The 21,315-nt window shown below is 42.1% G+C and carries 21 protein-coding genes; 16 read left to right on the forward strand and 5 right to left on the reverse strand.

Annotated elements, in window-relative coordinates; translation table 11 throughout:
- Positions 1 to 14: 14 nt before the first annotated feature.
- Positions 15 to 506, reverse strand: a complete 492-nt coding sequence (locus EIZ39_RS13540) for a small multi-drug export protein (RefSeq protein WP_129200513.1) — start codon at positions 504 to 506, stop codon at positions 15 to 17.
- 186 nt (positions 507 to 692) lie between these two features.
- Between EIZ39_RS13540 and EIZ39_RS13545 the strand changes: the two genes are divergently transcribed.
- The 3 genes from EIZ39_RS13545 to EIZ39_RS27545 all read left to right on the forward strand — a co-directional run bounded on the left by EIZ39_RS13545 (position 693) and on the right by EIZ39_RS27545 (position 2,708).
- Positions 693 to 1,001, forward strand: coding sequence for a PadR family transcriptional regulator (locus tag EIZ39_RS13545; RefSeq protein ID WP_129200514.1), 309 nt, complete (start codon positions 693 to 695; stop codon positions 999 to 1,001).
- Positions 1,002 to 1,043: 42 nt separating this feature from the next.
- Positions 1,044 to 2,261, forward strand: a complete 1,218-nt coding sequence (locus EIZ39_RS13550; protein ID WP_129200515.1) for a chromate transporter — start codon at positions 1,044 to 1,046, stop codon at positions 2,259 to 2,261.
- Positions 2,262 to 2,579: 318 nt separating this feature from the next.
- Positions 2,580 to 2,708, forward strand: a complete 129-nt coding sequence (locus EIZ39_RS27545) for a hypothetical protein (protein WP_255433951.1) — start codon at positions 2,580 to 2,582, stop codon at positions 2,706 to 2,708.
- 46 nt (positions 2,709 to 2,754) lie between these two features.
- Here the strand turns inward: EIZ39_RS27545 and EIZ39_RS13555 are convergent, their stop codons facing one another.
- Positions 2,755 to 3,027: a YciI family protein gene (locus tag EIZ39_RS13555; RefSeq protein WP_129200516.1), complete on the reverse strand. Its 273-nt coding sequence runs from the start codon at positions 3,025 to 3,027 to the stop codon at positions 2,755 to 2,757.
- 210 nt (positions 3,028 to 3,237) lie between these two features.
- Here EIZ39_RS13555 and EIZ39_RS13560 point away from each other — a divergent pair, with 210 nt between their 5' ends.
- On the forward strand, positions 3,238 to 3,990 hold the full coding sequence (locus tag EIZ39_RS13560; protein WP_129200517.1) for an AAA family ATPase: 753 nt from the start codon (positions 3,238 to 3,240) through the stop codon (positions 3,988 to 3,990).
- Positions 3,991 to 4,069: 79 nt separating this feature from the next.
- The gene (gene hprK, locus EIZ39_RS13565) at positions 4,070 to 5,005 is read left to right on the forward strand and encodes an HPr(Ser) kinase/phosphatase (RefSeq protein ID WP_129200518.1); all 936 of its coding nucleotides are present in this window, start codon (positions 4,070 to 4,072) and stop codon (positions 5,003 to 5,005) included.
- Between the two features lie 60 nt (positions 5,006 to 5,065).
- Here the strand turns inward: hprK and EIZ39_RS13570 are convergent, their stop codons facing one another.
- On the reverse strand, positions 5,066 to 6,046 hold the full coding sequence (locus EIZ39_RS13570) for an NADPH:quinone reductase (protein WP_129200519.1): 981 nt from the start codon (positions 6,044 to 6,046) through the stop codon (positions 5,066 to 5,068).
- A 616-nt stretch (positions 6,047 to 6,662) separates the two neighbouring features.
- On the opposite strand from EIZ39_RS13570, the gene EIZ39_RS13575 reads away from it, so the two are divergent.
- From EIZ39_RS13575 to EIZ39_RS13625, 11 genes are all read left to right on the forward strand, one after another.
- Positions 6,663 to 7,571, forward strand: a complete 909-nt coding sequence (locus EIZ39_RS13575; protein ID WP_129200649.1) for a cupin domain-containing protein — start codon at positions 6,663 to 6,665, stop codon at positions 7,569 to 7,571.
- A 201-nt stretch (positions 7,572 to 7,772) separates the two neighbouring features.
- Positions 7,773 to 9,110, forward strand: coding sequence for a helix-turn-helix domain-containing protein (locus EIZ39_RS13580; RefSeq protein WP_129200520.1), 1,338 nt, complete (start codon positions 7,773 to 7,775; stop codon positions 9,108 to 9,110).
- A 34-nt stretch (positions 9,111 to 9,144) separates the two neighbouring features.
- Positions 9,145 to 10,725, forward strand: a complete 1,581-nt coding sequence (locus tag EIZ39_RS13585; RefSeq protein ID WP_129200521.1) for an N-acyl-D-amino-acid deacylase family protein — start codon at positions 9,145 to 9,147, stop codon at positions 10,723 to 10,725.
- A 34-nt stretch (positions 10,726 to 10,759) separates the two neighbouring features.
- On the forward strand, positions 10,760 to 12,349 hold the full coding sequence (locus tag EIZ39_RS13590) for an ABC transporter substrate-binding protein (RefSeq protein WP_129200522.1): 1,590 nt from the start codon (positions 10,760 to 10,762) through the stop codon (positions 12,347 to 12,349).
- Positions 12,350 to 12,373: 24 nt separating this feature from the next.
- The gene (gene nikB, locus EIZ39_RS13595; protein ID WP_129200523.1) at positions 12,374 to 13,327 is read left to right on the forward strand and encodes a nickel ABC transporter permease; all 954 of its coding nucleotides are present in this window, start codon (positions 12,374 to 12,376) and stop codon (positions 13,325 to 13,327) included.
- A gap of 16 nt (positions 13,328 to 13,343) precedes the next feature.
- Positions 13,344 to 14,258: an ABC transporter permease gene (locus EIZ39_RS13600; RefSeq protein WP_483296037.1), complete on the forward strand. Its 915-nt coding sequence runs from the start codon at positions 13,344 to 13,346 to the stop codon at positions 14,256 to 14,258.
- A gap of 14 nt (positions 14,259 to 14,272) precedes the next feature.
- Entirely contained in the window at positions 14,273 to 15,292 is a 1,020-nt protein-coding gene (locus EIZ39_RS13605; RefSeq protein WP_129200524.1) for an ABC transporter ATP-binding protein, read from the forward strand.
- On the forward strand, positions 15,273 to 16,256 hold the full coding sequence (locus tag EIZ39_RS13610; RefSeq protein WP_129200525.1) for an ABC transporter ATP-binding protein: 984 nt from the start codon (positions 15,273 to 15,275) through the stop codon (positions 16,254 to 16,256). Before EIZ39_RS13605 ends, EIZ39_RS13610 begins: the two co-directional genes overlap by 20 nt.
- A 10-nt stretch (positions 16,257 to 16,266) precedes the next feature.
- Positions 16,267 to 17,430: an aminotransferase A gene (locus tag EIZ39_RS13615; RefSeq protein ID WP_129200526.1), complete on the forward strand. Its 1,164-nt coding sequence runs from the start codon at positions 16,267 to 16,269 to the stop codon at positions 17,428 to 17,430.
- 189 nt (positions 17,431 to 17,619) lie between these two features.
- Positions 17,620 to 18,243, forward strand: coding sequence for an HAD hydrolase-like protein (locus tag EIZ39_RS13620; RefSeq protein WP_129200527.1), 624 nt, complete (start codon positions 17,620 to 17,622; stop codon positions 18,241 to 18,243).
- 90 nt (positions 18,244 to 18,333) lie between these two features.
- Positions 18,334 to 18,531 carry a hypothetical protein gene (locus EIZ39_RS13625; RefSeq protein ID WP_129200528.1) on the forward strand — a complete coding sequence of 66 codons (198 nt, stop codon included), beginning with the start codon at positions 18,334 to 18,336 and terminating at the stop codon, positions 18,529 to 18,531.
- Between the two features lie 65 nt (positions 18,532 to 18,596).
- On the opposite strand, the gene EIZ39_RS13630 is transcribed toward EIZ39_RS13625, so the two are convergent.
- Both EIZ39_RS13630 and EIZ39_RS13635 read right to left on the reverse strand, forming a co-directional pair.
- A complete protein-coding gene (locus tag EIZ39_RS13630) occupies positions 18,597 to 20,462 on the reverse strand; it encodes a diguanylate cyclase domain-containing protein (RefSeq protein WP_129200529.1) in 1,866 nt (621 codons plus the stop codon).
- Positions 20,463 to 20,551: 89 nt separating this feature from the next.
- Positions 20,552 to 21,295: a YheC/YheD family protein gene (locus EIZ39_RS13635; RefSeq protein WP_129200530.1), complete on the reverse strand. Its 744-nt coding sequence runs from the start codon at positions 21,293 to 21,295 to the stop codon at positions 20,552 to 20,554.
- Between the last annotated feature and the right edge of the window lie 20 nt (positions 21,296 to 21,315).

The following is a 21,315-nucleotide window of genomic DNA, read 5'->3' on the forward strand; positions in this document are numbered from 1 at the left end:
AAATCTTCTCCCCTTTAATTTGCTTGAAATAGGTTTCGTTCTCCTAAATTTAGGAAGTCAATTCCTAGGTAAGCCAATACAGTAAATACCGAACACCATATCACGAGACTCGCTACCATCCAGTTGGCTGTAGATTGTTTCGTGCCACCAAGAGTTACGCTCATGAACGTGGTTAAGTGACTACCAACGAGCAACGGACCAATGAAGGCCAATCCCGGTAAACCATACTTTATCCATAATTTTTTTGCTCTTATCGAACGTTTAGTTGGTGAAGTTGTATCTTCATCGTCACCTTTTCGTTTTTTTCTCCACTGTTTAATCTTGTCTAGGAATAGAATCACCAACAAAACGGTAAGGATATTCCCTGCTAGACCAAGGATGATCACAGGGAGAGTAGAGAGTCCTGCAAGTATGGCCAGCGGGATCACCGCGTAGGCTTCAAAAAAAGGAATCGCTGAAAACAGAAAGACGAGCCCATACCCCCATAGTCCATCAAATGTTCCCATATGAATCTCCCTCCAAGTGTTAAGGTGTTTATATCTTCATACACACTATAACACATGGGAATGAGAAATGGAAAGGGGGCTGTATGTACAATTTTTGACTACGTTAAATGAATTTGAGTGTTTGTAAAGTTTTTGTTAAGATAGTATCGAAAGCCGATATCGGTAATGTATAATGGAGAGGTTCATATGGAAGATAAAGTACTTAGGAAGCTATTTCTTGGATTTATTCAAATTCATATTCTACATCATGCTAAGGAAGAGCCTATTTTTGGCTTGTGGATGTTAGAGGAGCTAAGAGAGCATGGTTATGAAATTAGTGCGGGGACGTTATACCCTATCCTTCACCAGATGGAGAACAGTGAATTGTTGTCCAAAGAAGAGCGAAATGTAGAAGGCAAGATTAGAAAATATTATCGTACGACGGCCAAGGGGAATATGGTGCTCGTTGAAGCTAGGAAAAAGGCCTATGAATTATTTAAAGAGATAAAAGAGTAACTGATCTTAGATTTATTTTAGCTAGTAGGAGGTAAGAGTCACATGAACAGTCCTAGGTTAGAGGAAAAAGAAGAAAATCAAGATAAGAGTAGATGGAAGTCCTTACTCGAAGTATTGGGAGTGTCGACGAAGTTAGGATTCACTTCGTTTGGAGGTCCGATCGCTCACCTCGGGTATTTTCATGAGGAATATATCCGTCGTAGGAAGTGGATGGATGAACGCAGTTATGCGGACTTGGTTGCCCTTTGTCAATTTCTCCCTGGTCCTGCAAGCAGCCAAGTAGGAATCGGGATTGGGGTTATGCGGGCAGGTCTTTTAGGTGGAATTTTCGCATGGATTGGATTTACTCTTCCTTCCGTGATTGCCCTTATTCTTTTTGCTTTTCTACTCCAAGGGTTTGATATAGGAAACGCTGGTTGGATTCATGGATTAAAGTTAGTGGCGGTGGCTATTGTGGCCCATGCGGTTCTAGGAATGGGACAGAAGCTTACTCCTGATAGGAATAGAGCCACCATGGCCATCCTGGCTGCGACGATCACGCTCCTTTGGCAGTCGGCGGTGACTCAGGTACTCATCATTATTGTGGCCGGCATCATCGGATTAATCTTATACAAGGATAGCAAGATCCCGGAGTTGCCCGAGATACGTGTTCCGATCCGTCGATCTGTCGCTGTCCTCAGTCTTGTTCTGTTTTTCGTATTATTATTCGGACTACCATTAGTTCGTAGTGTGGCTTCTTATGAATGGTTAGCTGTCTTCGACAGTTTTTACCGGGCAGGGTCGCTGGTGTTTGGTGGAGGGCATGTGGTGTTGCCGCTTTTGGAAAGGGAGGTTGTTCCCACTGGGTGGTTAAATAAGGAAGAGTTCCTCGCCGGTTATGGTGCGACTCAGGCCGTTCCCGGTCCTCTGTTCACCTTTGCTGCCTACTTAGGAGCGATCATGGGTGGCTGGTTTGGTGCCATGATTGCAACGATCGCGATATTCTTGCCAGCTTTCTTGCTCGTCGTTGGAACGTTGCCATTCTGGGATACGCTACGCAGAAAGCCGAATATTCAAGGCGCTTTGGTTGGAGTCAATGCGGCCGTTGTCGGAATCTTATTAGCTGCTCTCTACGATCCGATCTGGACCAGCACCATTTTGGCCCCTGTTGATTTTGCTTTAGCGTCTATTTTGTTTATTATGCTTACGTTTTGGAAGACACCGCCTTGGGTTGTCGTTATTGCAGGAGCCTTTGGTGGGATTATTATTGGTTTATTATAGGAAAAAGCATTCCGCATAAATTTGGAAGGCTTTATCTTTTGATAGGGCAGCCGGACATCAGGTGCGTTATTAGAGTTAAAATCGCTAAAATTACAAGTTGAACGGACATTGGTTCCGTTATTTCTGAGAAATACGTCTTAGAAAGCTTGTCCTAGATGAAATAGCGGTTTCTGTGTCCAGAAAAGACCCTTATTGAGGTTTTTGGGGATATATAAGATACTGTATGTCCGGCAAACACTAAATCCCCACTTGTAACAAAAACAAGTTGAAACTCGTCCCAAAGTAGGGGACTTAGTTCTAATAAAGGAGAGATATGAATTGTCAGCGAATGCACTTTTGATTGCTTTTGTATCAGGGGTTCTAACTTATATTATTGCAGGTGAGATGCATCCTTTACTCATCACGAACGTCCTTCTGGGATTAATAGCAGGGAAGATGACGGACTAAGCCGATATTTGAAAAAGAAGAATATCGGCTATCGTCGTTCATTATTCTATTTGGGTAAGGGAAATGCCAAAGGATTCCACTCCCGCAATTCCAAGGTACGGGCTTTTTCGATGACAACGGGATCTTCCTCCGCCATCTTTTTGGCCTCTTCGTAACTATCTGCTCGGTAGATTACCATTCCCCCTTTTCCGTCTGTAAAAGGACCTGCATAAACTACTTTTTCCTGCCGATAGAGTCCATCGATATATTGGAGATGAGCAGGACGGCTCCTTGTATTGATGTCCTCATCAATGATCGTTAACAGGGCTACATATAACAATAGCGTCAACTCCTTGGGATGTAACTTTTATACTCTATCATTATAACAAACACAAGAATAAGCAAGGAGAGGGGGATGTATAGTTTTATGATTTGGAACTTATTTCCTCAAAGAATGAATTTCTGCTAAAATATATCCGATTAGGCGCTGTAAAACGGCTTCGTTTCAATTTGATCTCTTACAAATAAGTGATAAGGAGAGTGCATTGATCTGTTTTTACGTAGAGTAACTCTTTTAAAAGAGAAAATTCAGGACATGAAGTCCTATCCGTTCTCTGTTTCAGCTATAAAAGATATGGAAACATTGGATTTAGATCATGAAGTAACCTTTTTTGTAGGGGAAAATGGTTCCGGAAAATCAACACTACTTGAGGCTATTGCCTATCAGTGTGAGTTTAATACCGCAGGAGGTGGAAGAAACAATGCACATGACGTGGACTCCTCCCAGGCTGCATTAGGGGATTACATTCGTCTTTCTTGGTTACCTAAAGTCAATCAAGGATTCTTTTTAAGATCAGAAAGTTTTTATCATTTTGCAACGCATCTTGATCAACTAGCCCAAGACGATCCGACGTTTAATTATGAAGGGTACGGAGGTAGGTCTTTACATCACCAATCCCATGGCGAATCTTTTTTATCCCTATTTCTAAACCGTTTTAGGGGAAGGGGAATATATCTTCTAGATGAGCCGGAGGCGGCCTTATCACCAGCTCGGCAACTCGCTTTTTTGAGGATTATTCACCAACTAGTCAGTACAGGAAACGCTCAATTTATCATCGCCACACATTCACCGATTCTTCTAGGCTATCCAAAGGCCAAGATCTATAGTTTTGATTCCGAAGTTATTGAAAGTGTCAGTTATGAAGACACGGAGCACTATCAAATTACAAAAGGGTTCCTAAATAGAAAGGAAAGGTATCTCGAAGAGCTGTTTAAAAAGGAAGAGGAGTCGGAAGAAGGGTAGGAATATATTTTGAAACTCCTACTCCCTGTTTCCGTACAATGATAGAGAATTTTTATTGCCACTAGGATGGTGACTTAACTTGAAGAAGATAACAGTAGAAAAACTGATTGAGAGATTTTCATTGAAAGTGATTGCTGGTGAAAACCAGTTGCAGAAGACGATTACACAATCACGTGTTCATCGTCCTGGTCTAGAATTTGTTGGACATTTTGATTTTTTTCCAACGGAGAGGGTTCAAATTCTAGGAAGAAAAGAAATCAACTATTTACATAAGTTAAGTGTAGAAGAGCGTAAAGTTCGTATTGGAAATATCGTTCAGTATCACCCGCCATGTTTTATTGTTACCGCAGGTGAAGAAGGGCTTACCTATTTGAAACATCATTGTATAGAAGAGGGAATTCCCTTGTTAGTGACGAACAAAGTGGAGACGACTTCCGAATTTATGATTAAATTGGATGCCTATTTAGTTAAGGAATTAGCATCTGAAATGGCGATTCATGGAGTTTGTGTTAATGTGTCTGGGATTGGAATACTCCTTCGTGGCCACTCAGGCGTTGGGAAAAGCGAGACGGCGCACACACTCATTGGTCGGGGACATCGATTAGTTGCGGATGATATCGTCGTGCTAAAAAAACTAAGTCCGCAAACTCTTCTGGGTACGCATGATGAAAAGACCAAAGAATTTTTGGCACTTCGCAGTATTGGGTTGCTAAATGTGGTCCGCATGTACGGAAGGAGGGCTTTTCAAGATGAAACACGAATTGCCCTAGATATTAAATTAATGAAATGGCAAAAAGACGCATTAAACAACGAATTAGAGCAGGAGCCTCGTTATACTGAGTATATGGGTGTGAAGATTCCTTCTATTGAAATTCAACTTCAACCAGGCCGTGATGTTGCAGGATTAATTGAAGCAGCGGCAAATAATTGGTATCTAAGACAGCAGGGATACAGTGCAGCAGAAGAGTTTTTGAGTAGAATTCAAGCTGATTTTGAGAATTCTAGTGAGGGATAGTTCCCCTCCCAATCCAGTAATTGTTGATCTTGAGAGGGAGAGGGGACCCTTTACTTTAGTCTAATCAATGGCAAGTACAATCTTTCCTTGGGCTTTTTGGCTTACTATTTGTTCATGCGCTTTTGCTGCATCCTCTAGAGGGAGTTCAACTCCAATTTCCGGATGAAGGATTCCAGATTCCAGGAAGGCCTCAACCGCGTGTAAACTTTCCTTGTACTCATGAGGAAGCGCATTCCAAAGGGCTAACCCTAAAATATCGGCTTCTTTCATCATGGCTAATCTCGGATTAATCTCCAGGCTGCCGCGGTTACCCACTACAACGATGCGACCATAGGGAGCAATAATCTTCAGATCCGTCTCTAAATTTACATTGGCCAAAAATTCAATGATGACGTCTGGCCCTCTATCATTTGTCAGAGACAGGATAGCAGACATAGAGTCCTCGGTGATATGGTGGAGTACATGAGTGGCTCCTGAAGCTTTCACCAAAGCAAAACCATCTTCTGTACTTGCTGTACCAATCACGGTCGCACCGATTCCTTTGGCCATCTGAACGGCTAATACACCAACGCCGCCGCTCGCCCCATGGATTAGCACGGTTTCACCCGGTTTGATCTTGGCTCTGTGAAATAACGCCCTGTAAGCCGTTAAGGCTGGAATACCAAGAGATGCACCTGCCTGATAGGAAATGGCATCTGGCAAGCGGTGGACAGCATGGGCATCGCAAACGACCTTTTGGGCGTAAGTTCCGGTGTTGCGCTTGGCAAGCAAGGCCGCGACAAAGACGCGGTCTCCGATTTTAAGATGTTCTACCCCATCGCCAATGGCATCGACAATTCCAGCCCCATCGAATCCAGGGGTGTACGGCAAATCAGGAATTAAAAAAGAGTAGGTACCCGTACGAATATAAGTTTCATTCGGATTGACACCCGCAGCAAACAGTCTAACCCGTACCTCATTTCTTGCTGGGGTAGGCTCACGTACATCTGCCAATTTCAAGACTTCAGGTCCGCCAAACTCTGTAATTTGAATTGCTTTCATGTGTCTTTCCTCCTGGATCTGTATAAATAAAATGACTGTCGTCCCTATCTTCTCTTGAAGGTAGAAAAATGTCAAATTACGGTGTATTAGTGGTAAAATAAGCATGAATATCATTTGTTTGCTGGGGGATTACGATGATTATAGAATTGGATATTAAGAATCGAAAAGTAGCATCTTCCCTGTGCAATAAAAAAAGAGCCAACGGGCTCTTCTTTACTCTACTTCTACAAGATCATCGGCATAAGTCGCATTGAAGCTTTCTCGACACTTTAAACATTCACAACGGTTACGTTCAAAAATAACTAATTCCTCACCACAGTGAATACACAGATCCGGTGTATACATATCCATTTTCAAACTCCTTTCTAAATTAGAATTATTGTGATCCTTTTCACATTATCTTGTTGCTATTTTATTCTATAATTATTTTTGTTTCCACATGAGCGTGAATTTTGTCACGATTTAGACAAAGGAATGTGACCAACTTTTGACAATATTTAATGTAATCCTCTTAAAGGCACCTAGATCAAAGAAATTGTAACATAGGGTGACCAAAGTACATTCTCGAAGAATAGGCATATGATGTCTTTATAAACCTATGAAGGGAATGAACAACATGCATTATCTTCCTCCAAAAAATTACTCATATCCTTATTATTATTATGTTAACACTCCGATCCATTACTCCGATTATTTGGCTATAAATCATCAAGTAAATAATGAACAAGTGGAAGCAATACAAGCTGGAATAAAAAGAGAAGCTACAGCCCTTGATTTTTATAGCCGATTAGCTGATGCAGCACCGAATCAACAGCATAAAACTGAGATTCTTCAGGCCTTAGAAGTCAAAAAGACACATTTCAGCCAATTTCATAATCTATACTTATCACTGACGGGAAGAGCACCTCAATACCAATTTAATACAGTGAATTTTAAAACTTATAGAGAAGGTCTTCAAAAGGCCCACGACGCAGGAGTTGAGGCCTATGAGGAATACCGAAAGAATGGTATGTCGAGTCAAAATCCTCTCATTCAAAATGTTTTTATACATGCTTCTACAGGTGAAAAACAGAATGTTACACGACTAGAATCCTTAAAGAGATCATCTATCAAAGATTATGGTTCACAGCCATTTGTCGTAGATATTGAGAAGGTTACTAAACAAAATAAGACGTTCCGTACGGCGTTATGGACTGGGAAACATCTGCAATTGACTCTAATGAGTATTGGGGTTGGAGAAGATATTGGCTTAGAGTCTCATCCTAATCTTGATCAATTCCTCCGTATTGAAGAAGGGGAGGGGCTCGTTCAAATGGGGGACAGTAAGTCGAAATTAGACTATCAACAAAAAGTATCTGCAGATTACGCGATACTTGTACCTGCAGGTAAATGGCATAATCTAACCAATACTGGCAACATCCCTATCAAGCTTTATTCCATTTATGCTCCGCCTCAGCATCCATTTGGAACTGTTCATGAGACGAAAGCCATTGCTATGGCAGCGGAAGAGGATCATGATCACTAATTAATAGAGTAGATAATAAACTTAAATAATTTAAAGCTTTCAGATCCTGTAATCTCTTTCAGGATCTTTTTTTATGTGAAATGATTTTTCTCTATTTTCGGTCTATTTTCGGTCGTTGCTCCTTAATCCTTTTTGTGGGATTATTATATCAAAATATTTTAATAATTTAATTACATTTACTTCTACGAAAGGAAAACAGAGATGAAGATCAAGGTTGCGGCCATTGGTCCGTACGATTTTGTTAAGGACATTATTGAAATTGCTCAGGCGTTTCCAGAGCTGGAGATGCTTCCCCTTGGATATACGGATATCGGTCAAACTCAAGATCTAGTTGAAGGATGTTTTCATGAAGTGGAAGCCCTTTTATTTGCGGGACCGATTCCCTATCAGATTGCAAGGGAACGCGTGAGTGACCAGAAGACAATGATATACCTTCCTCATGATGGTACAAGTCTGTACCGGTTATTTTTTCAGATGCTGAGAGAGAATAGTGAATTCTTTCAGGAGAAAAAATTGCGATTAAGCGTGGACATTATAAAAAAGGAAGAAATTTTCAAAAGACTTGAGGAGCTAGAGATTGAGGTAGAGGAGATTTACGTAAAAGATTATGATCTTAGTGCAACGGCAGAAAAAGAGATCATGGAGTTCCATTATCAATTGTGGACGGAGCAGCAGATTGATGCAGTGTTTACCTGTGTAACATCGGTGTATAAAAAGCTACGTGAGTTAGGTGTTGCTTGCTACCGCATTGTTCCAACAAAATCTACCATTCATGATTGTTTACAACGCGTTCAACTAGAAGGGCAAAGTGCTTATTTGGCTGATACACAGCTTGCCATCGGAATATTACACGTAGAAAATTTCTCAGCTAAGCAGGCTTCTTCTGAGTACGAGATTCAACGCAAGAAGCTGGCCCTTCAACAGCTGCTTATTGACTACGGAGAAGAGACGCAATCTCTTATGAATTGGACTGATCGAGATGAGATTACCTTTGTGACAACACGTGGTGTCATGGAACGGTCAACTAATGGCTTTAGCCGCTTTACGTTACTGAATCAAATTCATGATCAATTGAATTTACGTGTCAGTGTAGGGGTAGGCTTAGGTCGTACAGCAAATGAGGCAGAACAAAAGGCGAGAGAGGCTTTGTCTAAATCAAAGATCAGTGGAGGGGGGAACTGTTATATCGTCATGCCTTATGGAAATGTTCTTGGTCCCTTGGACCATCATTATCAAATGGAATATTCCGTTCGTTCAGATGACGAGGAGCGACTTAAATGGGCTAGACTATCCGGGCTTAGTGTAGGGACGATTAATAAAATGATTTCGTTTTGTGAGACGAATGGTTCATGGAAAATCACATCTGTGGAGTTGGCGAATGGCTTTGGAATTACAATTCGTAGTGCAAGAAGATTGCTGAGCCGCTTGGAGCAATGTAAGCTGGCTAAGCTCGTCGGCGAAGAGCAACCTGTAAGTAAAGGAAGGCCAAGACAGCTTTATCATTTAACGTTTCAAGTACCGGATGATATAAGTAGTTAACCGATTATTATCATAGAGAAGGTAGGGACCTTTAATGTATGACGTAATTATTCAAAATGGATTTGTATGTGATGGGTCGGGTAATCCTTGGACAAAACTTGATGTGGGTATCTCCGATGGAAGAATCAAAAAAATAGGCAAGCTTCAGGGTGAAGACGCTAAGCAAGTCATTGATGCCTCGGGGCAAATTGTAGCACCCGGGTTTATTGATACCCATGTTCATTCGGATTTATGGTGCACCCAACCTTCAGTTCATAAGATTAAGGTTCTTCAAGGCGTAACTACTGAGTTGCTTGGACAGGATGGAATATCAGTCGCTCCCGTCTCTGAGGCGACGAAGCCTCTTTGGCAAAAGCAACTCAAGGGGTTGAATGGGGATATTGGAGAATGGCCATGGAATACAGTAGAGGAGTACCTTCAATTCCTTGGACAGTCCCAATTGGCTGGCAATGTTACCTATCTAGTACCTCACGGAGGGGTACGTTCCATGGTTATGGGCTTCGAAGGAAGGGAGGCTACGGCATCGGAAATTGAGCAAATGCAGGTACTAGTGGAAGAAGCCATGAGTCAAGGTGCATTTGGTGTTTCATCAGGAATTCAGTACCCACCTTGTGCTTTTGCCAATAAACAAGAGCTGGTGGCGATATGTAAGGGGGCAGCTAAATATGACGGGTGTTTTGTGGTGCATATCCGTAATGAAAGCAACCTAAGCTTAGAAGCTCTTGATGAGGTTATTGATGCAGCACGGCAGTCAGGAGTTAGACTCCACGTCTCCCATTTTAAAGTTTGCGGAAGCATCAATAGAGACAAGCTAGGGCCTGCCCTAGTCAAGTTGGAAGAAGCCAGAGAAGAAGGGATAGAGGTAACATTTGACCAATATCCATATACAGCTGCCTCTACAGTGTTTCATGCCATTTTACCGCCATGGATGCATGATGGGGGTACGGAAGAGATGCTTTCTCGACTAAAGGATCCACTTTTGAGAGAGAGAGCGAAGCAAGATATGTTACATAACGGGGAATATGATAATACCGTTCGGAACAATGGATGGAAGAATATTATCATAGCCGCAGTCTCTACTGATAAAAATCGCCATCTAGAAGGACGAAGCGTGGCCGAGCTTGGTGAACTAAGAGGTATTGATCCGGCAGATGCGGCTATGGATTTACTACTAGAAGAAGAAGCAGCGGTTACGATGATTATTCATTGGGGTGTGGAAGTAGATATTATGAAGGCAATGAGACATCCTTTACAAATGGTTGGCTCGGACGGTGTGTTTGGAGGAAAGCCGCATCCACGTTTATATGGATCTTTTCCACGTGTTTTAGGTCGATATGCGAGAGACAAGGAAGCATTTCCGATATGGGAAGCAGTTAGAAAAATGACAGGGGCACCAGCACAGCTACTGCGGCTAAAAGACCGTGGTTTTTTAAGAGAAGGGTATTGGGCTGATGTTGTTGTATTCGATCCACGTAAGATTGTAGATCAAGCTACTTACGATCAGCCGAAGCAAGAAGCTCTTGGGATTTCATATGTTTGGGTCAATGGTCATTTGGCTGTCAATCACGGTGTATTCACCGAGGTCACTGCTGGACAAGTGATTAAATATAAATAATAGATTTGCAAATTAATAATAGGGAGGCATTAATATGAGAAAGATTGGAATCTTGTGGCTCGTAATGATCATGGTGATCGTAGGGTGTTCCTCATCTCCATCCTCTACTTCTGATCCGGGGAAAGAGGCGACACCAGAAGCCAAAGGAGCGACCGCAAAAGCGGATTTGCGTGTGGCAGTTTCCGCGGCTCCACCCACATTGGATCTATATAAGACAACCGCGACATCAGCTATTCAAGTGGGATGGCATATTTTCGAATCACTTGTGACGCTGGATGAGCAGTACCAAGTTTCTCCATTGATAGCTGAGTCCATTGACACGAGTGAGGATGGCAAAACGATTACCTTTGCTATACGTAAAGGCTTAAAGTTTCACAATGGTAAAGAACTTACTTCAGAAGATATATTAGCCTCCGTCAATCGCTGGAAAGCGGAATCCAATAATGGGAAAACAGCTTTAGGAAATGCCGTTATAGAGGCAAAGGACTCACATGCGCTAGTGGTTAAATTGGATCCGAAAGGTCCTTCTGCGGCATTAGTGCTTACTCTGATGGCCTTCCCTCACCAAGGGCTAGCAGTTATGCCGAAGGAAGTCATTGAAGGAGCCGACGAGCAAGGAGCCAAGGAATTCATCGGAACTGGACCTTTCCAATTTGTGGAGTGGAAGCAGGATCAGTATATCCATTTGAAGAAGTTTGCTGACTATCAGCCTTTACAACAGCCAGCTAGCGGATGGGCTGGGAAGAAGGAAGCTCTAGTTGAAAATCTCTATTTTATCCCTGTACCAGACCCGGCAACACGTGTAGCTGGTATTCAATCTGGGGAGTATGATTTTGCTGACGATGTACCGATTGATAATTATCTAATGCTCAAGGATGATCCGAATTTGGTCATGTCGATTGCCAAGCCTCGACGTTGGAATGGACTACTTTTTAACAACAAGAACGGAGTATTTTCTAATCAAAAAGTTAGGCAAGCTGTGAATGCAGCTGTAGATTTGGATACGGTCATGATGGCGGCCGTTGGTGATAAGGAATTCTATCGATTGGACCATGGTCTCATGTATCCAGAACAAGCCTGGTATGTTGAAGATGGAAAAGAGAATTACAATCAAAAGGATGCCGATAAAGCTAAAAAGCTTCTAGAAGAAGCCGGATACAAGGGAGAGCCTGTTACGATCTTAGCAACGAGAGACTATGAGTTCCTTTATAAAACCGCAGTAGTGATTAAAGATCAATTAGAAAAGATGGGGATTCCTGCAAATTTAGAAGTATACGATTGGCCTACGCTCATTAAGCGTCGTTCTGATGAAAAAGCTTGGGATATCGTATTTACGTTTTTCCCTATTTATACGAATCCAACTCAACCGGTCTTTATTGACTCTCGCAACAACTATGCAGGGTGGTATAATAACCCAGCTATGGACCAATTGCTAGATCAAATACGTGTATCTTCAAACTTCGAAGAGCAACGTGAGATATTCAAAAAGGTTCAGAGCACTTTCTGGGAGGACGTTCCTCTTATTAAGCTTGGAGATATGCACGGGTTATCGGCTTACCGGACTAATGTGAAAGGATATACCTACTTCTATGATATTTTCTTCTGGAATGTTTCAGTTGAATAGAGAGATAAGGAGGCCTAAAGCGATATGCTTGGATGGTATGTCCTAAAAAGAGTATCCAGTCTTTTACCTGTTTTGCTAGTAGTTGCGGTTGTCGTTTTTGTGATCATCCACCTAACGCCAGGTGACCCTGCTTCTGTCATTTTAGGTTCCCAGGCTACGGAAGAAGAGTTGGCTAAGCTGCGAGAGCAGCTTGGCCTTAACCTTCCTATTTATCTTCAATTTCTACAATGGTTTGGCGGTGTTTTAATTGGCGATCTGGGCTATTCCATTATTATGCGTATGCCGGTATCGGAAGCGATATGGGAGCATCTAGGGCCTACGGTCTCTTTGACTCTTCTTGCTGAGGGAATTGCGATTCTAGTTGCCATTCCTTTAGGTATTGCGGCGGCAAGAAATCGTGGATCATGGATGGATCAAATGCTTATGATGACTGCCTTAGTTGGAATATCATTGCCAAGTTTCTGGATTGGATTAACCTTAATTCTCATTTTTGCGGTTCAGTTAGGTTGGCTCCCTTCTTCAGGCTATCAGCCCTTATCCAACGGATTAGTCAATCACTTTAAATACTTGATTTTGCCCGCGATAACGCTAGGAATTATGCAAGCGGCTCTAATCGCTCGAATTACCCGTTCCTCTATGCTCGAGGTGATGAATGAAAATTATATTCGTACTGCAGAGGCTAAAGGGTTAAAACAACGAAAGGTTATTTACAAGCATGCCTTGCGCAACGCTTTTGTCCCAATCCTTACAATTATTGGTTTATCTTTTGCCACATTGATTGGTGGTGCCGTCGTCACCGAAACGGTCTTTAACATCCCGGGTATCGGTAAGCTTGTTGTGAATTCCGTCGTAAAACGGGATTACCCGGTTATTCAGGGAGCAGTGCTTATGATAGCTGGAGCCTACGTCTTTATTAATTTAATTGTCGATATACTATATGCCTATATCGATCCCCGAATTAGGTTTGATAAAAATTAGGAGGGGGTGATCCACTATGAACACCAATGTTGAAGAGAGAAAAGTACCCATAGCTTCAATGGAGACGGTAACGACATCTACTTTATTTTCTCGGCAAGCGAAGGTGGTTGTTCGGCGAATCATTCAAAACCGCCTTGCCCTTGTAGGGTTTATCTTAGTATTGTTTGTAACTTGTGTGGCTTTATTTGCTCCAATTTTAGCTCCGCATGATCCACTTGAGATGAAAGTGGAAAATAGATTACAAGCACCTAGTACCTCCTATTGGTTCGGAACGGATGAGTTTGGACGTGATCTCTTGAGTCGCGTAATCTATGGAAGCCAGACCTCCATGATTGTTGGTTTTACCGTTGTCATGATTACTTCGGTTTGTGGACTTGTAATGGGCTTGTATTCAGCTTATTACCGACGTTTGGATAATGTGCTGATGCGGATTAATGATGGTCTAATGGCTTTTCCAGCCATTCTTCTCGCGATCGCCATCATGGCTGCCTTGGGACCAAGATTGGAGAATGTGATCATAGCCTTAAGTATTGTTTATACACCTACTGTGGCTCGAACGATTCGTTCTGCAGCTATTGTTGTACGCGAGCTTAGTTATATTGAGGCCATTCGAGCGTTAGGCGGAAAGTCTTGGCGCATTATCTGGCTACATATGGCACCAAATTGTCTTTCACCGTTAATAGTGCAGGCAAGCTTTATCTTTGCTTATGCTGTCATTATTGAAGCATCACTTAGCTTTTTAGGTGCGGGGACGCCGCCGCCTTCTCCAAGCTGGGGAAATATTATCAGCGATGGCAAAATCTTATTAAGGCAGGCTTGGTGGATGACCGCTTTTCCTGGAATAGCTATCATGATTACGGTTTTGGGATTAAATTTACTGGGGGATGGACTGCGTGATTTGCTAGACCCTCATACAAGTAAAGCCAAATGAGAGGAGGGGACAGAATGAAGCCCCATCGTTTACTCGAGGTAGATAATCTAAAGACCCATTTTAGGACGGAGCAGGGTCAAGTGACAGCTGTAGATGGGGTCTGCTTTCACGTGGATGCTGGTGAGACACTTGGGCTCGTTGGGGAATCGGGTTGCGGGAAGAGTGTTACGTCTCTATCTATTCTGCGTTTGTTTGGCGCGACTAGCAGTGTGAAGCTAGAAGGGGAGATTCGTTTTGAAGGAAAGAACCTTCTCTCGTTGTCGCTTGATGATATTCAGCAGATACGCGGGAATGAGATCTCCATGATTTTCCAGGATCCAATGTCTTCACTGAATCCAGTGTATACTATCGGAGATCAGATAACAGAGTCTATTATTTTGCATCAGAAGTTATCGAAGAAAGAGGCATGGGAAAAAGCTATCCATATGCTGAAGCTTGTAGGAATTCCTTCACCTGAACGGCGGGTTCATGAATATCCTCATCAGCTTTCAGGAGGGATGCGCCAACGAGTTATGATTGCGATGGGGCTGGCCTGTCAACCCAAGCTCTTAATTGCTGATGAGCCAACGACTGCACTAGATGTTACAATTCAGGCGCAAATCCTGGATCTCATGCTAGAGTTAAAAGAACAACTTGATATGGGAATTGTGCTTATAACTCATGATTTAGGTGTCGTGGCTGAAGTCTGTACTAGGGTGATTGTTATGTATCTTGGACAAATTGTTGAAGAAGCTTCCGTAGAAGAATTATTTGAGAACCCCAAGCATCCTTATACGATCGGATTAATGAAATCAATACCAGATGAACACACTCCTCGGGGTGGGAAGTTGCACGTAATAGAAGGTATGGTTCCTTCCTTACACCATGTTCCAACGGGATGTCGATTTGCAGCCAGATGTCCTTATGCAGACCAGCATTGTATAGAGAACTCACCTGAATTTCAACTAGTTGCCCCAAATCATAAGGTTCGCTGTTGGCATTCTGAAAAAATCGCTTTAGAAAGGGGAGAAGGTCATGCAATCAGTCATATCTAGTCAAGAACCCCTAATTCAGATAAAGAATGTCGTAAAGAACTTTGAGCAACAACAAGGGTTTGGACGCGGGAAGTCCATCGTTCGAGCAGTTAACCGTTTCTCCATTGAATTACTGGCGGGCGAAACCTACGGCTTAGTGGGAGAATCAGGCTGTGGAAAGAGTACCACAGGACGAATGATCTTACGTCTACTAGAGCCCACTTCAGGGGAAGTCTATTACAATGGGAAGAATATCTTGAAAGCCGATGAACAAGAAATGAGATTGCTACGTAAAGAGATGCAAATTGTATTTCAAGATCCATACTCGTCTCTTAATCCAAGAAAAAGGATCGGGAAGGCAATTCAGGAACCGATGGATATTTTTGATATTGGTAAGAAGGAAGATCGAAAAGATCGGGTTCTCGAACTGATGCAAAAGGTAGGTTTGAGTCCGGACCATTATGACCGTTTTCCCCACGAATTCTCAGGGGGTCAGAGGCAAAGAATTGTCATTGCTAGAGCCTTATCGGTGAATCCGAAGTTCATTGTCTGCGACGAGCCAGTTTCCGCCTTGGATGTATCCATCCAGTCCCAGATTCTTAATTTATTCTTGGATTTAAAAAAAGAGTTTGATTTGACCTATTTGTTCATTGCACATGATCTAAGTGTGGTGCGGCATATTTCCGACCGGATCGGAGTGATGTATCTTGGGAACCTGGTAGAAGAAGCGCCGACAGATGTTCTCTTTTCTAATCCTTCTCACCCTTATTCCAAAGCCTTATTGTCAGCAGTTCCTAACACTAATCCTAAGGTGAAAAAAGAGAGAATCGTCTTGAAAGGGGATATGCCCTCCCCTATTAATCTACCACAAGGCTGTGTTTTTCACACCAGATGCCCACAAGTGATGGATTCCTGTAAGCAGATAGTTCCGAAATCAGTAAAATTGGGACAAGATCATTGGGTGTCCTGTCATCTTTATAACTAGGGGGCTGGAAATGCAACATTTGATTCGGTCGAATGTAAAAAGTATAGAAGTTTCTGGTATACGGAAAATGGCGAATTTAGTGGCGCAATATCCTGATGCTATATCCTTGACCATTGGACAGCCGGATTATCCGACACCCGAGCCGATTAAGAAGGCAGGCTGTCAGGCCATTAACACAAATAAAACAGAGTACACACCAAATGCCGGAATTGCAGAACTCCGAAAAGCTATTGCTGAGTTTTATAAAACTCACTATAACCTATCTTATGATCCGCTTGAAGAAGTCATTGTAACCGTTGGTGCAACGCAGGCGATAGATGTCACATTCCGTACTATCCTCGAGGAAGGCTCAGAGGTGATATTACCTGCACCAATTTATTCAGGTTACGAACCCTTAATCACCTTAAGTGGCGCGGTACCTGTCTATGTGGATACGTCCATCAATGACTTTAAACTAACTGCCGATATGATAGAGAGAAAGCTCACGGACAAGACGCGTTGTATTCTACTCGTATCTCCTTCGAATCCTACTGGATGTAGTCTGGGAGTAAAAGAGTTGGAAGCTATTGCTATACTTCTTCAAGATAAAGAAATCTTTTTAATTTCTGATGAAATTTACAGTGAGCTTATGTATGACAATACGCATGTATCCATCGCTGGTTTGAGTAATATGCGTGAAAAAACCATCGTGATCAATGGCTTAAGCAAATCTCATTCCATGACAGGATGGAGAGTGGGGTATGCGTTGGCTCCTGCATATTTGGCAAGAGAAATGCTTAAGGTTCATCAATATAATGTCAGCTGTGTTAGCTCAATTGGTCAATATGCAGCCTTGGATGCTCTTAATCTAGGAGAAGAATATGTAAGACTTATGAGAGAATCCTATCGAGAAAGGAGAGATTATGTCTACCATCGTTTGACTGGTATGGGAATTGAGGTGGTTAAACCAAATGGAGCCTTCTATATGTTTCCTTCCATCCGGGAATTTGGTTTAAGTTCAACGGAGTTTGCTACCCAAATGTTGCAAGATGCAAGGGTGGCAACCGTACCAGGAAGTGCTTTCTCCAATTTTGGTGAGGGATATATACGGATTTCCTATGCTTGCTCCTTAGAGAATTTACAGCTGGCTATGGATCGTATGGAGAGCTTTGTTTCATCTTTAAGGGGAGGTTGACAAACTTATAGAGGGGTGTACCCGTTTTGGGGTATGCCTCTACTTTTTTATCGTAGAACATTAAGGGACGATCACCATTTCGTAACCGTGATATCACTAGCTTAGATGTGGGACAGCTACCCTTCCTTGAAGTTCACTTTGAACCCCTTTATACTATAGAAATTAAAGGTAGGCAGGAAGGAGTAAGCCATGAAGAAGCATATTGTTTTTGATTTTGATGGAACGATCGCGGACTCATCCCATTTTCTCATCGACATGATTAACCAGGTTGCTAGGAAACGCGGTTTTCAGCAGGTTAAGATAGAGGACATTAACTATTTGCGTACTATGACGATTAAGCAACGACTAGATTATATGAAAATTCCATTATACAAGCTTCCGTTGTTAGCATTGGATGTAAAAAAAGGATTAGGAAATTCGGTTAAGTTGATGAAGCCATTTCCCAACATGCTGCGCGTACTACATACACTGAAGGAGGAAGGGTATACGCTTGCCGTACTTTCCTCAAATTCAAAGGAAAACATCCAAAGTTTCCTCGCTTTTAACGATTTAAGTATTTTTGATGAAGTACAAACAACAAAAGGAATTTTCGGAAAAGCAAAAGTGCTAGAACGTTATCTTAAAAGGCATGAACTTCGGCCAGAAGAAGTTCTATATGTGGGGGACGAACATCGGGATATCTTGGCTTGTCAAGAAATTAAGGTGCCTATTGCAGCTGTGACCTGGGGATATGATTCACTAGACCTTCTCGTAAAAGGAGCTCCAGATTATTTGGTCCATCAACCGGAGGATTTACTAGCTTTGGTTCAGTAAGAAAAAAACATAAATTTGAGGAAGGGAATCTCATAACCTCTGTTGAATACAGATTCAAGAGTTCATCATTGAAACAGAGGAGCGTTCTTCATGAGTTCACTTACTAGAATTACACAACTAGAAAAGACTAACACCAGTCCCTCCTTTCATAGTAGAAGCGGTCTCAGTATATTTTTCCTAGCTCTATACTATCTAGCCGTTTTCGCACTGCAGAGAGGTGGTTCCGTTGAAGTTTCCATTGGTTCGTTTCGATTCAAGGTGGATGGGAAAAAAATCTATAACTACTAAGGCAATACTCAAGGCTCCCTACCAAATTTGTTAGGGAGCCCTATCTTTTTGTACATGTTTTTTACCTAGGCAACGACCTTGTTTCTGCCATCCTTTTTGGCTTGGTAGAGTGCCTTATCAGCTCGCTCGATTAACATCTCAGGTCTCGTGAAGTTATGTGGTCCTCCTATGGCCACACCGATACTAACGGTCAGAAACCCAAAGGGGGAGGTTTGATGAGGCTCTCGTAAATCTTGGACGGACTGGCGGATCGAGTCGGCTGTTTGATAGGCCTTCTCATGAGTAGCCTCGGATATAAGGACCATAAATTCCTCACCGCCATAGCGAGCGGCAAAAATATCGCTGTTTTTCACCTGACACATGAGGACCCTAGCAACGAGTCTAAGTCCATCGTCCCCAGAGAGATGACCGTAAGTGTCATTAAAATTTTTATAATAATCAATGTCGATTAACATGATTGCAAGGGAGTTCCCTTTTTCTGCTGCTTTGCTCCACTCGTCTTCAAGCACACTGTTCAATTGTCTTCGATTAGGTAATCCTGTCAATCCATCGGTGCTGCTCAAGGCTTCAAGTTTCAAATTTGCTTGCGCAAGTTCCTTATTTTTCTCCATTAGTTGCAAGGTGCGCTGTTCCACGGTTCCTTCCAACTGCTCATTCATTTCTAGTAATCGATCATTTAATGATTGGTTACGCTTCGATAGTGCTAAATAACGATAGGAAACAATAACTCCTTGAAGCATGATGAATAGGAGAAAGCTGAACTCTAATTCAAATAAAGAAGGAATAATTAGGGCCGAGGAAAGGACATCATTCAGGATGCCAAGAATGAGCACAATAAGGCCAACTATAGTAAAGATGGCACCCTCTCTCTTGCGGATAAACGCTAATAGGCCAACATAGAAAAGGAAATAGGCTGTAATGATAACCATAATAAGGAACTGATAAATCATTGTTTGTGTAAATACCAGGGTAGGAGCAAACAAATTGTACACACCACAAAGCAAGACGTAAACATAGGTTACTTTTACCATCAACGGATGTATGTCTTTAGGGTACAAGAAGCGCATGGACAGAATGACGAATAAAAAAGAGACCATTTCTACTATGTATTCCATTCTTTTAATCATCGATAAGGGAAGGTCTGATAATAATAAAGTTGATAAATAATCATTAATGAGGAAAGAACGAATCGCCATAAAGACAGAAGCCAATCCGATCATGAGTAAGTCACGCTGAAATTTGATCGTTACAGTGAAAATAATCAAGTTATATACTCCCATAAAAAGGAGACCACCAATGATGAGGAAGGAATCTATCTCAGTTTTTAAAGTGGATTGCAAAACGTCCGATGGACTTTGATAGGTGATAGGAGTATAGATTCCTCCCTTACGGTAGGAGAAGTTAGAGACCTGAATGACAATCTCAATGACTTCATTGGTAGGGATAAAATGATAATGGTTAATTTGTAGACTCGCTTCCTCTTCGGAAGCAACAATGCCAACTGAGCCTGCGCCTCCTCGCTTTACACCGTCAATCCAGATTTCATAAGCACTACCCACATTGCCAAGAGCAAGGACCTTTTCTTGTCCTGTTTCAGCGGGATCAATATAGAGTTGTAATCTGTAGGTAGCAAAGCCTGTAGAGCCCAAAGTTTCTGCACCAATTGATTTCCCCTTCCAAGAGGAAGGAACTTCTATATAGTCCGGCAGAAGAGTATTGGAACTCTTAAAGTCTTTTGGCTCTAGGCGTTGCTTCCAATAGAATTCCCATTCCCCTTGTAGGGGCAGCTGTTGCACTTGCTCGTAAGAGAGATCAATATTTCCATTAATTGCTCGTGGTGTTAGCTCTTCGGCTAAGGACACAGCTTGAAAGAGGATTATTAAAATTTGAACGAAGAGAGTAGCTGCAAGTATGTTCTTGCGATTGTTCATAGTTTCCTTTTCCTATCAGATAAATGTTAATTTAAGGATACTCCAGAGGAGTCTCTGGAGCAATAGTTTTTAATGGATTTTGATTTTTCTCAAATCCTACTTATCCATTTTTTAGCTCGTAGATACTTTTTGAAAGATATTTTATCATTTAGCTCCTTCATCCCCGACATGTCCGGTCTCGTATTCGCCTCAATGAACCATATTCTTCCTCTCTGATCAATAGCCAGATCCAGACCAACTACAAGAAGCGGTAATGTGGATCCAAGCCTTGCAGCGATCTGGTGCGATAGGTCAATCAGCTCTCGATACGTATTCATGGGGCTCCAATTTTGATCCTTATGATGCATGATGAATTCTAAGGGGAGTTCGTCACCACCACGTGCGACATTCGTAGTTAATGCGTTTTTCTTGTTGCCAATAATGGCACTCATCATAGAGACTTGCCAGCGATTCATTGGTTTCTGCATGACCACACGGATATGGAAAGGACGCCCTTTATAAGTCAAAAACTTGATTCCTTGTTGAACAACATAGGATTCATTTGGATTAAACTTTTTTATTAAAGTTTTTATGGCTTTAGTGGGAGATAGTTTTTTGGAGGATTTTCTATCTGTAAGTTTCCATTTAGAGTCATCCAGCTCTAAACGCCTTACCCCCATCCCAAGGCTCCCTTCATCTGGTTTTACATAGACCGTTGTATGTTTGTGCAGCATTTTTTTTAAACGCTCAGCACTGAACCAGTGTATCTCCGGTACATATTTGGATAGCATTGGATCATCAAGTAATGGTCTGGTTTTCCTCATTTTGCTTTTGATAAATTGATGTTTCAACAATTCTAAGACCTCCGTATTCT

It is taken from the genome of Ammoniphilus sp. CFH 90114, from assembly GCF_004123195.1.
In the GTDB taxonomy this organism is placed as follows: domain Bacteria; phylum Bacillota; class Bacilli; order Aneurinibacillales; family RAOX-1; genus YIM-78166.